Source organism: Pseudomonas sp. HD57-3 (assembly GCF_056113135.1).
On the sequence record NZ_CM148568.1, the window covers coordinates 1,867,068 to 1,879,957 of the forward strand.

A 12,890-nucleotide genomic window follows, 5' to 3' on the forward strand; every position below is an offset into this window, starting at 1 on the left:
TTTTGAATGTTTGATTAAACGTAAGAGAGGTCTTGCGAGGGATCCGGTCCAGACGCTTCGAAGCTCAAAGCGCCTTTGGACAGGTGTGCTGCGGGGGTGTTACTTCTTGCCCAGGCTGATCTGCTTGGACGGGCCGAACGTCTGGCCGCTGACGCCCTTGGCAATTTGCTGGATCTCGCCGCCGGACTTGAGGAATGCCGCGATTTGATCGTTGATCGATTCGCTGGTTTCAACGGCTGGAGCTGGCTTTGCTTTGCTGGTGGATGCTTTTACACGCATGGCGGCCATTAACCTGTAGAAAAGTAACTCGGCCAGGCATCGTACAGGAATAACTTGACAATTGCTTGGTAAATATCCCCCGGAATAACCCAGCGCGCTGGTGGATTATTCTCGATTAATTATTCGAAATATCCCGCTAACCTGCTGTTTTAAATAACAACATTTATTGGATTTGAGGCTGCCAGCCGGCGTCGGGATCAGACGAAAGCCGTCACGCTGGCCTGACGAGTGGCGCGCGTGCGGCGCGAAATCCAGGAAAATCAAGGCCTCCCGCAGATTTTCGGTCAGCCGTCCGATCTGGCGACCGACGAATCCGGCAAAACCGGGTAGAATGCCGCCCACGCAATGAGGGTATTGGAAATGGCTTTAGTCGGGCGTTACAACAGTTTGCAAGTGGTTAAACACACTAACTTCGGTTTATATCTGGACGGCGGTGCCGACGGCGAAATTCTTTTGCCCAACCGTTATATCCCTAAAGATATTCCCAGCGAAGATGAAGACTGGCTCAATGTTTTCATTTATCTGGACAGTGACGACAAACTTATTGCCACCACTGAAAAACCAAAAGTTCAGGTCGGTGAATTTGCCAGTTTGAAAGTTGTTGAAGTCAACAGCATCGGCGTGTTCCTCGACTGGGGCCTGCCGAAGGATCTGCTGCTGCCTTACTCCGAAGAAAAGCGCCAGATGACCGCCGGCGAGTACTGCGTGGTGCACGTCTACCTCGACAAGCACACCCGCCGCATCACCGCGACCGCGCGCCTGGATCGTTATCTGGACAAGACCCCGGCCAACTACAGCGTGGGCCAGGAAGTTGATCTGCTGGTGGCCGAATCCACCGACATGGGTTTCAAGGCCGTCATCAACAACAAGCACTGGGGTCTGATTCACAAGAATGAAATCTTCAAGTTCATGCGTTCCGGCATGCGCGAGAAAGGCTTCATCAAGGAAGTGCGCGCCGACGGCAAGATCAGCCTGAGCCTGCAACCGGTGGGGCAGGAAGCGGCCAGCAGCCTGAACTCGAAGATCCTCGCCAAGTTGCGCGAAAACGATGGCACTCTGGCGGTCAGCGACAAGAGCGATCCGGCACTGATCAGCAGCCTGTTCGGTGTCAGCAAGGGCAACTTCAAGAAGGCCATCGGTTCGTTGTACAAGGAAGGCAAGATCGTCATTCATGCTGATCGCATTGAACTAACCTGAGTCTCGCGTGGCCCATGTTGCATGGGCTTACTTGAGGTCGGGCAGATGAAAAAAGCACTGATTGCCTACGTCGCCACGCTGCTGACGGTTCTTCTGCTCGACGGCGTCTGGCTCGGCGTGTTGATGGCGCCGACCTATCGCGAACTGCTCGGTTCGCTGATGCTCGAAAAACCGTTGCTGGTGCCAGCAGCGGTTTTTTATTGCCTGTACGTTTTCGGCTGTGTGGTGTTTGTGGTGCTGCCGTCGCTGACCTGGCAACGCGCCGCCCGCATGGGCGCACTGCTCGGGCTGGTCGCTTATGGCACTTATGACCTGACCAATTGGGCGACATTGCGTGGCTGGTCGGCGCAGGTGTCGCTGATGGATTGGGCCTGGGGGACATTTGCCACGGCGCTGGCCTGTACGGTCGGGTTTTGGGCCGCTCGCCGAAGCTGACGGCAGGCATGACGCAACAGGGCAATTGCATGTCTTTGCCGGGCGGCAATTTCTGTCCGACTGGTTGATAATCCCTGCCATCCTTTTTCGCCCCGGACAAAGAGCCGGGGCTTTGTTTGACCATTGGAAAAACTGCCATGTCGTGTGTGTTCGAGGTGTCGAGGTGAGCGCCAGTCGGCGTAGTGCCGACGGATTTGCCCTGCAAGTGATGATCGGCCTGTGCCTGATCTGGGGCGTGCAGCAGGTGATGATCAAGTGGGCGGCGACCGACATTGCGCCGGTGATGCAGGCGGCGGGGCGGTCGGGAATTTCCGCGTTGCTGGTGGGATTGCTGATCTGCTGGAAGGGCGGCTGGGATCAGGTCGGTGCTACCTGGCGCGGTGGCTTGCTGGCCGGTGCCTTGTTCGGCCTCGAATTCCTGTTCATCTCTGAAGGCTTGCAGTTGACCACCGCCGCGCACATGTCGGTGTTCCTCTACACCGCGCCGATTTTCACCGCGCTGGGCGTGCATTTCCTGTTGCCGAGCGAGCGTCTGCGGCCGGTGCAATGGCTGGGGATCTTCATGGCGTTCGTCGGGATTGCCGTGGCATTTGCCGGCGGCGTGTCGTGGGACAACCTCGACCGCCGCATGTTGATGGGCGATGCCCTCGGCGTGCTGGCCGGCGCCAGTTGGGGCGCAACCACCGTGGTGGTGCGCGCCTCGCGTCTGTCGGAAGCGCCAGTGACCCTGACCCTGTTCTATCAACTGATCGTCGGTTTCATCGGCCTGCTGTTGATCGCGCTGCTCAGCGGCCAGATCACCCACGTCAGCCTGACCGTCGTGGCCGTGGGCAGTGTGCTGTTCCAGGGGCTGGTGGTGTCGTTCTTCAGTTACCTGACCTGGTTCTGGTTGCTGCGTCGTTATCTGGCGGCCAACCTCGCGGTGTTTTCCTTCATGACGCCGTTGTTCGGCGTCACATTCGGCGTGGTGCTGCTCGGCGAAGAACTGAGCCTGAACTTCATCATCGGCGCCGTGCTGGTGTTGCTCGGCATCACTTTCGTCAGCGCGGAACAGTGGGTGCGTCGGCGTTTGCGCAAAGCCCTCGGTCAGCCGTAACCGATTTGCACGCCAGTCCGCCGGCAATCAGCAGGCCGCTGCCGGCGATCACCAGCGCCGGTTGCAGGCCACCGCTGAAATGGCTGCTGACCGCCGCCAGTAACGGCCCGCTGAGCTGACCGACGGCGAAGCACGCGGTGAGCAGGCCGGCGTTGCGCTGGGTGGCGTGGGGCGCGAGTTCCCGGGAGCGTTGCATCACCAGTTGCATGCACGCCAGGAACGGCGTGCCGCAGAGGATCACGCCCAATGCCAGGCCGAGGCCGCTGCCCAGCAGGCAAGCGAACACCCCGGCAGCCTGCAGCCACAACGTCGCCATCAACCAGTGCCGGGTGGTTTGCGGATCGTGCCGACGCAAACTCACCAGCAATACCCCGATCGCAGCGCCGAGGCCGAAGCACGGCCAGAACAGATCGGCCTGCCACTGCCCGTGAAACTGCGCGTTGGCCATCTGCGACAGAAATGTGGCCGGAATGATGTAGCCCACGCCATACAAGGCATACACCACCGCCAAGCGCCCAATGCCGCGATTCGATGAACTCACGGCAGCCGGCACGACCGGCACACCGACGCCCGGTTGCGGCAGGATCCGCACGATCCCCAGCAACATCACCAGCGCCACAGCAGCGTAAATCAACCACAGGGTGGCGGAAGTCTGCTGCGCCAGATGTGAAAACAGCGCTAGCAACCCCGTCAGAAAAATCCCCAGCCCCGGCCCGGCAAACACCAGTGCTCCCAACCGTGGGCGACCCGCCGCCGCAGCCAGCGGCTGACTCAGCGCAGTAATCATCACCAGCACCCAGGCGCTCGCCACACCGGTACCGAAGCGCAGCAGCAGGTGCGACCAGAAACCGTTGGCCCAGAACGACGCCAGCGTCAGCAACACGCACAACCACAGGCCGCCATGCAGGCGTCGCTGCACCTGATCCGGCCGACGGGAGAACATCGCATCCACCGCGCCGAGCAGGTAACCGAGGTAGTTGGCCGCCGCAATCAGACCGGCGGCGGTCAGGTCGATCTGCCCTTCGCTGAGCAGGTGCGGTAGTTGCGGGGTGAGGGCGAAACGCCCGATGCCCATGGCCATCATCAGGGCAATGAAACAGGCGGATAAGCGAATCAGAGGGGACATGGTCTGAATTCCGTTAGAGGTTCAATGACCGTCAGGCTAGGACTGATTGACTTTCTTTAAAATTGAATAATAGTGAGTAACTTGTTCTGTTCAGGAGAAAGGTTGTGGAGTTCAGCCAATTGCGGATCTTCCAGGCCGTGGCGGAGGAGGGTTCGATCACCCGCGCCGCCGAACGTTTGCACCGCGTGCCGTCGAACCTGTCGACCCGGCTTAAACAGCTCGAGGAGCAACTGGGCGTCGAACTGTTCGTCCGTGAGCGTCAGCGTTTGCAGTTGTCGCCTGCGGGAAAAGTCCTGCTGGACTACACCGGCAAACTGTTCGCCCTGCGCGATCAGGCCAGTGCAGCGGTGATGGGCGGGCAACCGGCGGGGGATTTCGTGCTCGGCACGCTGTACAGCACCGCCGCGATCCATTTGCCGGCGCTGCTGGCGCGGTATCACAAGCAATATCCGGCGGTGAATCTTCAGGTGCAGTCCGGGCCCAGTGGTGAATTGCTTGAAGGCCTGCTCACCGGTCGTCTCGACGCCGCGCTGGTGGATGGCCCACCGCAACTGGCCGGCATCGTTGGGGTGCCGCTGTGCAACGAGCGGCTGGTGCTGATCAGCGAGGCCGATCACCCGCCGATACGCAGCGCCAGGGATATCGAAGGTCGGGCGGTGTTCACCTTCCGTCATGGCTGCGCCTATCGCGCGCGGCTGGAAGCGTGGTTCGCGCATTATCAGGCGGCGATGGGCCGGGCGATGGAGATCGAGTCCTACCAAGGGATGCTGGCTTGTGTGATTGCCGGCAGTGGCGTGGCGCTGATGTCGGAGTCGATGCTCGCCAGCCTGCCGGGGCGCGAAAGCGTGGCGGTGCACCCGCTGGCCGAGCCTTTTGCCAGTGCGACAACATGGCTCATGTGGCGCCGGGGCATGGTCGGTGCCAACCTCAATGCGTGGATCGAACAGCAGCAGGCGCTCTATCCCGTGGCTGGCGAAGACGTGCGGGAAACGGCTTGAACGAACGGTCAGGGATTTGGATCAATTCAGTAACAGATCATTGCGGATTTGGCCGAGCATTGCGTAGGACTTCGGACTATTATCAGTGCGAAGCGGCCTCAGAATTCCGGACGCTCAGCACCACCCTGAAGGGGGCATGACGATGAAAGAGAAAATTCAAAACTGGCTGCACGATTTGGGTGTTGCCCTCGGCTTGATCGAACCGCCTCTGCAACCGGTCCCGATTCGCACCGATGACGAACAGCGTCGGCGTCAGCCACGTCGGCGGTAATGCCCCGCTTTGAAGGATCAAAGGATTTAAACGACAAAAGATCGCACCCGCCCGTCGCTCCATTGGAGTGGCGGGCGGGTGCGATCTTTTGTTTTCAGTGACGCCCGATTTCCATCAGAAACCGGCTCAGGTCATTCGCGGTTTTCGCGGTCTTGAGCATCCGGTCCTCTTCGGCGGTGAAGGCCGTCAGTCCGAATTCATCTTCCAGATGGAAGATCAGATCCTCGATATCCGCTTTTTCCAGCCCCAGCTGCGCGAGGCTGGTGTTGTCGTCGAATTCACGATTTTCCAGCAGGCGCAGGATGAACCGGTGCACGGCAGCACGCACGGCAGCTCTTCTCATGGCAGATCTTTGTGTTGTTAGTCTGACTGAAGTACAGCAGGCCTCAGGCGTGGCGGCGCAACCATTCGTCAATCATCCCGCGCAGATGCTCCCCGGAAAAACTGCCGAAGTGCCCGCCATGCACCGTGCGGATCTTCAACCCCTGCAATCGACGCAGGCTGGCGGCGTAATCATCGAGGTTGGAATGGTAGGCGTCTTCGATCAACGGCCCGTCGTAGATGATGTCGCCGCTGAACAGGGTTCCGCTGGCCGCTTCGTAGAGGCTGATCCCCCCCGGTGAATGCCCCGGCGTGTGCAGCACCTGCAACGTGCGATTGCCCAGGTCCAGCACATCGCCATCCTCGACAAAACCGGTGGCCGGCGCAGCCTTGACCCGATACTCGGCGTAGCACAACGGGCAATCCGGGTGCGCTTCGAACATGTCGTCGCCGACGAAGGCCCGGCTCAGATCGTTCTCGCCATCCGGCGCTGCCAGAATGTCCGCCTCGGCGGGATGCACCAGCCGTTCGGCAAATTCGTGATGCCCGGCGATATGGTCGAAATGGCAATGACTGGCCACCGCCACCAGTGGCCGTTCGGTCAGCCACGGCAGTTGCTCGCGCAGGCTGACCAGCCCGGAACCGCTGTCGAGCAGCAGATCCTTGTCGCGCCCCTGAACGTGCCACAGGTTGCAGCGGTAGAACGGGCGGATGAACGGCTCGTGAATCAGCCGAATGCCGTCGCTCAGGGTTTGCACTTCGAACCACTGATCGCGAGAAACAATCTTCATAAGCACTTTCCTTGAGACGAAAAAAACGGGTGTGGCAACCGACGCCACACCCGCCGAAGAAAGCATCAAGTCGTTGTGTTCAGCTTAGATCGCGCTGGCCACCACGTTTGGGCGACGGGACATCAGGCTGACCACCACAAAGCTCACCAGACCCACAGCCAGGCTGTAGTAGATCGGCGTGTTGGCATCCAGACCATCCTTGAACATGAACAGCAGGGCGGTGGCGAAACCCAGGCCCATGCTGGCGATGGCGCCGGCAGTGGTCGCGCGTTTCCAGAAGATCGCACCGATCAGCGGGATCAGCATGCCGCCCACCAACAGGTTGTAAGCGAGGGTCAGGGCGCTGATCACGTCGTTGACCACCAGCGCGATGCCCAGCACCACGATGCCGGTCAGCAGGGTGAACAGACGGTTCACACCCAGGCTCGACTGTTTGCCGCCACGCAGTTTCGGCAGGAGGTCTTCGGTCAGGGTGGTGGCGGCGGCGAGCAGGCCGGCGCTGGCGGTGGACATCATCGCGGCCAAGGCAGCGGCGATCACCAGACCACGGATACCGTCCGGCAGCGACAGTTTGACGATCGCGGCGAAGGCATTGTTGACGTTGTCCAGATCCGGGATCAGTACGTGCGCCGCCATGCCGATCAGGGCGCAGGCCAGGCCGTAGAGGATGCAGTAGATGCCCGCGAAGCTACCGGCGTACTGAGCGACTTTTTCGTTCTTGACGGTGAACACCCGTTGCCAGATGTCCTGACCGATCAGGATGCCGAAGAAGTAGATCATGAAGTAGGTGATGATCGTGTCCCAGCCGATGGTGGTGAAGCTGAAGGCGGTGGCCGGCAGTTTCAGCACCAGCTCGTCCCAGCCGCCAACGCGGTACAGGCAGATTGGCAACAGGATGAACATCAGGCCGACGGTCTTGATGATGAACTGGACGATGTCGGTCAGAGTCAGCGACCACATGCCGCCGATGGCCGAGTACACCACGACCACGCCACCGCCGAGCAGTACCGAGATCCAGAACGGCAGGCCGAACAGCACTTGCAGCACGGTGCCGATGGCGAGGATCGAGGTCACGCCGATCATCAGTGCGTAGGCCAGCATGATCGCCGCGCTCGCCGAGCGGGCCATCGGGTTGTAGCGTTTTTCCAGGACCTGGGTAACGGTGTAGATCTTCAGTTTCAGCAGCGGCTTGGCCAGGAACAGGTTCAGCGCCACGATGCCGCAACCCAGTGCCGCGCACAGCCAGAAACCGGAAATGCCGTGCACGTAGCCCAGGCGAACGGTGCCGACGGTGGACGCACCACCGAGAACGGTCGCCGCCATGGTGCCCATGTACAGGCTCGGGCCGAGGTTACGCCCGGCAACCAGGAAGTCCTCGTTGGTCTTGGCCTTGCGCATGCCGAAGTAGCCGAGCAAAAGCATGCCGGCGGCGTAGATGAGGACGACGAATAAATCCAAAGCCATGATGGCGTGTCTCCGATTGTCTTTTTTATGGGGTGGAACACTGTGGGAGAAGGCTGACCCCCACAGGCGATTCGTTTATTCAGGCAGCCTGACGCAGCGCCGCTTCAGCCGGCGCATGCGCGCCTTTGCTCCGGGGATCCTTCGGGCCGTAGACCAGCGCCGGTTCCGGGAACAGGCTCAGCAACATCAGGTACATCACCGAGGCCAGACCGAGGGTCACCAGCAGGCTGATGTCGATGCCGCCGGCCAGTTCACCGAGCGGACCAACGAACTGCCCCGGCAGGTTGACGAAGCACAGGCCGACCGCCGCGCTCGGGATCCACGCGCCCAGGCCACGCCAGTTCCAGCCGTGGCTGAACCAGTAGCGTCCGCCTTGTTCGCCGCGCGTGAACACTTGCAGGTCGTCCGGGCAGTAGAAGCCGCGACGCACCACCAGGCCGATGATCATGATCACCATCCACGGGGTGGTGCAGGTGATGATCAGCACGGCGAAGGTCGACACGCTCTGCACCAGGTTCGCCGCAAAGCGCCCGATGAAGATGAAGGCAATCGACAGCACGCCGATCAGCAACGTCGCTTTCACTCGCGACAGCAGGCGAGGGAACACGCTCGACATGTCCAGCCCGGTGCCATACAGCGAGGTGGTGCCGGTGGACATGCCGCCAATCACCGCAATCAGGCACACCGGCAGGTAGAACCAGCTCGGCGACACCGCCAGCAGACCGCCGACGTAGTTGTTGGCCGCGATGTAGTCCGGTGCCTGGATCGCCACGATGGTCGCGGTGGTCAGGCCGAACAGGAACGGGATGAAAGTAGCGATCTGCGATAGCACCACCGCCGCCATGATCCGCTGACGCGAAGTTTCACGCGGGATATAGCGGGCCCAGTCGCCGAGGAACGCGCCGAAGGAAATCGGGTTGCTCATCGCTACGAGCGCAGCGCCGATGAACGCGGCCCAGAAGCCCGGTTGACCGAGGCTGACCGTGCCGGCGTAGTGCGAATCGAAGGGGCCGGCGAAGGCGAAGATGCCCAGCAGGAACAGCAGGCTCGCGCTCCACACCGCGACCTTGTTCACCCACAGCAGGAAGCGGAAGCCGTAGATGCACACGGTCAGCACCAGAATCGCGAACAGACCGTAGGCCAGGCCCAGGGTCAGGTCGGTTTCCGGCAGGCCGATCAGGCGTTTCGCACCACCGATCAGCGCATCTCCCGAACTCCACACCGAGAGCGAGAAGAAGGCGATGGCGGTCAGCAGCGACAGGAACGAACCGACGATCCGCCCGTGCACGCCGAAGTGTGCACCGGACGACACGGCATTGTTGGTGCCGTTGAGCGGGCCGAACAGGCCCATCGGTGCGAGGATCAGCGAGCCGAGTAGCACGCCCGAGACAATCGCCCACACGCCTGCCTGAAAGGACAGACCGAACAGCACCGGGAAACTGCCGAGCACGGCGGTGGCAAAAGTATTCGCGCCGCCAAAGATCATGCGGAACAAATCCACGGGACCGGCGGTGCGTTCGTTGTCCGGGATCTGTTCGACCCCGTGGGTTTCAATCTGCGTAAGGCTTTGGTCTTTGTTGTTGTTATTCATGATCTGCTCCGATCATCAAGGCGCGCTCATCGTGCGTGAGCGTCACCTGGCTTGGCTAAGGGGATGGCAGCCCTTCCGGCATTGCGGACAAATGTTCGTGGCAGGCCAGCCAATGGCCTTGTTGTTCTAGGCTCGACGCTTGTTTTCTGAAAACAATCGTCTCGCGCTCCTGGCTGAAGTGTTGCTCCCCTTGCATGCGCAGCTCGGTGGCCACGTCATGGATGAAAATCGCCACGTCACCCTGCAGGCTGACGAAGGCGTTGCTCGAGGTGCAGGACAGCACCTCGAAGCCATCCTCGGCGCGCCAGCTGTCCCACAACGCCTGATAGGCATCGCGCGACAGCAGGGGCTGTTCGAGGGTGTAGAACACGAAGCTCGCGTCGCTGCTGAATGCACCGAAGTAGGCTTCGCGATCGTTGCGGGCGAAGGCGGACACCAGATCGGCGGCCGCTTTCAGAACCTGATCACGTTCGTTCATGACCCGGACCCTCAGCGGTGGACCACGCCTGGCAGTACGCAGAGCATTTCGTACAGCAGGTTGGCGGCCAGCAGCGAGGTGTTGCCGGTGGTGTCATAAGCGGGCGAGACTTCTACCAGATCGCAGCCGATCAGGTCGAGGCCTTGGCAGCCGCGAACGATTTCAATTGCCTGAATGGTCGTCAGACCACCGATTTCCGGGGTACCGGTGCCAGGCGCCCAGGCCGGGTCGATGCCGTCGATGTCAAAGCTCAGGTACACCGGGCCGCCACCGACTTTCTCGCGCACTTCGGCCATCAGCGGTGCCAGCGACTTGTGCCAGCACTCTTCGGCTTGAACAACGCGGAAGCCCTGATCGCGGCTCCAGTTGAAGTCGTCAGCGGTGTAGCCCTGCGCCCGCAGACCAATCTGCACCACGCGGTCGCAGTCCAGAAGACCTTCCTCGACGGCGCGACGGAAGGTCGTGCCGTGGGCGATCTTCTCGCCGAACATGTGATCGTTGACGTCAGCGTGGGCGTCGATGTGTACCAGACCGACCTTGCCGTGCTTTTTGTGGATGGCACGCAGGATCGGCAGGGTGATGGTGTGGTCGCCACCCAGGGTCATCGGGATCACGTTGTGCTCGAGGATGTTGTCGTAGGCTTCTTCGATGATGCGCACGGCGTCGAGCAGGTTGAAGGTGTTGATCGCCACGTCACCGATGTCGGCAACCGACAGCGAGTCGAACGGCGCAGCGCCGGTGGCCATGTTGTACGGGCGGATCATCACCGATTCGGTGCGGATGTCGCGGGGCCCGAAGCGGGTGCCGGGGCGCAGCGAAGTACCGATGTCAAGCGGCACGCCAACGAAGGCGGCGTCCAGACCGGCAGCGGTCGGTACATGGGGGAGTCGGAGCATGGTGGCGATGCCGCCGAAGCGCGGCATTTCGTTGCCGCCCAGTGGTTGGTGAAGAATCTTGTCCACGGGTAGGGCCTCATCGTCTTTGTTTTATTTATGTCGGCGCACCGCATTCGCAAGGTCACGGGCACCGCTGTGGGCCGATTCTGCGAAATGTAGTGGGGCGAAAGAATCGCTACGGGCAAATACTTAGTTCAGAAATTTCTAAACTAATGAGAGGGAGATGGATAGACTTCTCGCTGATCGTTCCCACGTCGAGGCGTCGAACCGTCCGCGTGGGAATGCATCCCGTGACGCTCCGCGTCACAGCCGTGAAGCGGACGCAGAGCGTCCAAGGCGGCATTCCCACGCAGAGCGTGGGAACGATCTATGGGGAACGATCCTTGGAGTAGACATGGCCAACGCTTTACCCGACCTGAAACTTTTGCGCATCTTCGTCAGCGTCGTGCGCCATCAGGGGTTTGCCAACGCGCAGCAGGAACTCAACCTGTCGACCTCGGCGATCAGCACCTACATGAGCCAGCTCGAAGCCGCGCTCGGTCTGGTGCTTTGCCATCGCGGGCGCGGCGGTTTCAGCCTGACCAGCAAGGGCGAGCTGTTCCATCAGGAAACCCTGCGCCTGCTGGCCGAACTCGAGGGTTTCGAGCAATACGCCGCCGCGCTCAAGGGCGAACTGCGCGGCACGCTCAATCTCGGGGTAATCGACTCCACGGTCAGCGACAAGGCCCTGCCGTTCGCCGAAGCCATCGGCGCCTACAGCCAGGAACATCCGGCGGTGCATTTGCATTTGTCGGTGATGAGCCCGTATGAACTGCAACTCGGCGTGCAGGACAACCGACTCGATCTGGCCATTGGCGCGTTCTCCACGCGCATGAGCGGTCTGGTGTACATGCCGCTGTACCGCGAGCAGCACTGGCTGTATTGCAGCAGCCGTCACCCGTTGTTCAACGAGCGGCGGATTCCCGAGCAGGTCATCACCCAGCAACGCATGGTCGGACGCGGTTACTGGAGCCAGGCTGAACTCGCACGCCACGGTTTCAAACACAGCGCCGCAACCGTGGAAAGTATGGAGGCGCAGCTGATTTTGGTGCTGTCCGGCGCCTACATCGGTTACCTGCCGGAGCACTACGCCCAGGCTTGGGCCGACAAGGGCGATTTGCGGGTGCTGTTGCCGGCGACCTTCGGTTATCAGGCGCCGTTTTCCATGATCATGCGCCGTGGCCGCAGCCGCGAGCCGCTGATCCAGACTTTCCGCGACCTGCTCAAAGCGCAGCTCAATCAGGCATAAGAACATGTCCAGACCCCAATGCCCGCGCTGCCTGCGCCCACAAACCCATTGCCTTTGCCCGCTGATCCCCAGCCTCGACAGCCGCACCCGGGTGTTGCTGTTGCAGCACCCGAGCGAGGTCAATCATGCGCTCAACACGGCACGGCTGGCGGCGCTCGGTTTGAACAATGCCGAGCTGATCGTCGGTGAAGTGTTCGAGGATCTGCCCGCGCTGCTGAACCGACCGGGGTATCGGGCGCGTTTGCTGTTTCCGGCGGAGGATGCGCAGCCGATGCAGGCTTACGCCGCATCGGATGAGCCGCTGTTGCTGGTGGTGCCGGATGGCACGTGGCGCAAGGCGCGCAAGATGCTGCACCTCAATCCGCTGCTGGCGGCGTTGCCACGGGTGACTTTGGCCGAGGGTGGGGTTTCACGGTATCGGCTGCGCAAGGCACCGGGGCCGGGGGCGTTGTCGACGATTGAGGCGATTGTTCAGGCGTTGCAGACGCTGGAAGCGCCGACGTCGTTCGAGCCGTTGCTCAAGCCGTTCGAGGCGTTGATTGAAGGGCAGATTGCGGCGATGGGGGAGGAGACTTTCCAGAAGAATCACGGTGGCTGATCGGACTCAGCCTGATCGTTCCCACGCTCTGCGTGGGAATGCATACAGTGACGCTCTGCGT

The 12,890-nt window shown here is 61.2% G+C and carries 15 protein-coding genes; 7 read left to right on the top strand and 8 right to left on the bottom strand.

Annotated elements, in window-relative coordinates; genetic code table 11:
* Positions 1–99: 99 nt before the first annotated feature.
* Complete coding sequence (locus tag AC0R79_RS08460; protein WP_016985943.1) at positions 100–288, bottom strand: hypothetical protein; 189 nt, start codon at positions 286–288, stop codon at positions 100–102.
* Between the two features lie 351 nt (positions 289–639).
* On the opposite strand from AC0R79_RS08460, the gene AC0R79_RS08465 reads away from it, so the two are divergent.
* The 3 genes from AC0R79_RS08465 to AC0R79_RS08475 all read left to right on the top strand — a co-directional run bounded on the left by AC0R79_RS08465 (position 640) and on the right by AC0R79_RS08475 (position 3,007).
* Positions 640–1,476, top strand: a complete 837-nt coding sequence (locus tag AC0R79_RS08465; RefSeq protein WP_127797242.1) for a CvfB family protein — start codon at positions 640–642, stop codon at positions 1,474–1,476.
* 45 nt (positions 1,477–1,521) lie between these two features.
* Positions 1,522–1,911 carry a DUF2177 family protein gene (locus AC0R79_RS08470; RefSeq protein WP_474734077.1) on the top strand — a complete coding sequence of 130 codons (390 nt, stop codon included), beginning with the start codon at positions 1,522–1,524 and terminating at the stop codon, positions 1,909–1,911.
* 163 nt (positions 1,912–2,074) lie between these two features.
* Positions 2,075–3,007: a DMT family transporter gene (locus AC0R79_RS08475; protein ID WP_474734079.1), complete on the top strand. Its 933-nt coding sequence runs from the start codon at positions 2,075–2,077 to the stop codon at positions 3,005–3,007.
* Here AC0R79_RS08475 and AC0R79_RS08480 read toward each other — a convergent pair.
* Entirely contained in the window at positions 2,952–4,133 is a 1,182-nt protein-coding gene (locus AC0R79_RS08480) for an MFS transporter (protein WP_474734081.1), read from the bottom strand. The genes AC0R79_RS08475 and AC0R79_RS08480 overlap by 56 nt on opposite strands.
* A gap of 104 nt (positions 4,134–4,237) precedes the next feature.
* Between AC0R79_RS08480 and ptrR the strand changes: the two genes are divergently transcribed.
* Together ptrR and AC0R79_RS08490 are read left to right on the top strand one after the other, a co-directional pair.
* Complete coding sequence (gene ptrR / locus AC0R79_RS08485) at positions 4,238–5,131, top strand: putrescine utilization regulator PtrR (RefSeq protein ID WP_474734082.1); 894 nt, start codon at positions 4,238–4,240, stop codon at positions 5,129–5,131.
* A 142-nt stretch (positions 5,132–5,273) separates the two neighbouring features.
* Complete coding sequence (locus AC0R79_RS08490; RefSeq protein WP_003184145.1) at positions 5,274–5,402, top strand: PA1414 family protein; 129 nt, start codon at positions 5,274–5,276, stop codon at positions 5,400–5,402.
* 94 nt (positions 5,403–5,496) lie between these two features.
* On the opposite strand, the gene AC0R79_RS08495 is transcribed toward AC0R79_RS08490, so the two are convergent.
* From AC0R79_RS08495 to speB, 6 genes are all read right to left on the bottom strand, one after another.
* Positions 5,497–5,745 (bottom strand): hypothetical protein, encoded by a 249-nt coding sequence (locus AC0R79_RS08495; RefSeq protein WP_007956577.1) that lies wholly within the window; start codon positions 5,743–5,745, stop codon positions 5,497–5,499.
* A gap of 43 nt (positions 5,746–5,788) precedes the next feature.
* Complete coding sequence (locus tag AC0R79_RS08500; RefSeq protein WP_127797247.1) at positions 5,789–6,514, bottom strand: MBL fold metallo-hydrolase; 726 nt, start codon at positions 6,512–6,514, stop codon at positions 5,789–5,791.
* An 84-nt stretch (positions 6,515–6,598) separates the two neighbouring features.
* Entirely contained in the window at positions 6,599–7,978 is a 1,380-nt protein-coding gene (locus AC0R79_RS08505; RefSeq protein WP_085605676.1) for a sodium:solute symporter family protein, read from the bottom strand.
* A 79-nt stretch (positions 7,979–8,057) separates the two neighbouring features.
* Entirely contained in the window at positions 8,058–9,569 is a 1,512-nt protein-coding gene (locus tag AC0R79_RS08510; protein WP_474734084.1) for a purine-cytosine permease family protein, read from the bottom strand.
* Positions 9,570–9,624: 55 nt separating this feature from the next.
* A complete protein-coding gene (locus AC0R79_RS08515; RefSeq protein ID WP_127797249.1) occupies positions 9,625–10,047 on the bottom strand; it encodes a YybH family protein in 423 nt (140 codons plus the stop codon).
* Positions 10,048–10,058: 11 nt separating this feature from the next.
* The gene (gene speB, locus AC0R79_RS08520) at positions 10,059–11,009 is read right to left on the bottom strand and encodes an agmatinase (RefSeq protein ID WP_003222717.1); all 951 of its coding nucleotides are present in this window, start codon (positions 11,007–11,009) and stop codon (positions 10,059–10,061) included.
* A 328-nt stretch (positions 11,010–11,337) separates the two neighbouring features.
* Between speB and AC0R79_RS08525 the strand changes: the two genes are divergently transcribed.
* Together AC0R79_RS08525 and AC0R79_RS08530 are read left to right on the top strand one after the other, a co-directional pair.
* The gene (locus AC0R79_RS08525) at positions 11,338–12,231 is read left to right on the top strand and encodes a LysR family transcriptional regulator (protein WP_007956593.1); all 894 of its coding nucleotides are present in this window, start codon (positions 11,338–11,340) and stop codon (positions 12,229–12,231) included.
* Between the two features lie 4 nt (positions 12,232–12,235).
* Positions 12,236–12,829 (top strand): tRNA-uridine aminocarboxypropyltransferase, encoded by a 594-nt coding sequence (locus tag AC0R79_RS08530; RefSeq protein WP_474734086.1) that lies wholly within the window; start codon positions 12,236–12,238, stop codon positions 12,827–12,829.
* The last annotated feature ends 61 nt before the right edge of the window (positions 12,830–12,890 follow it).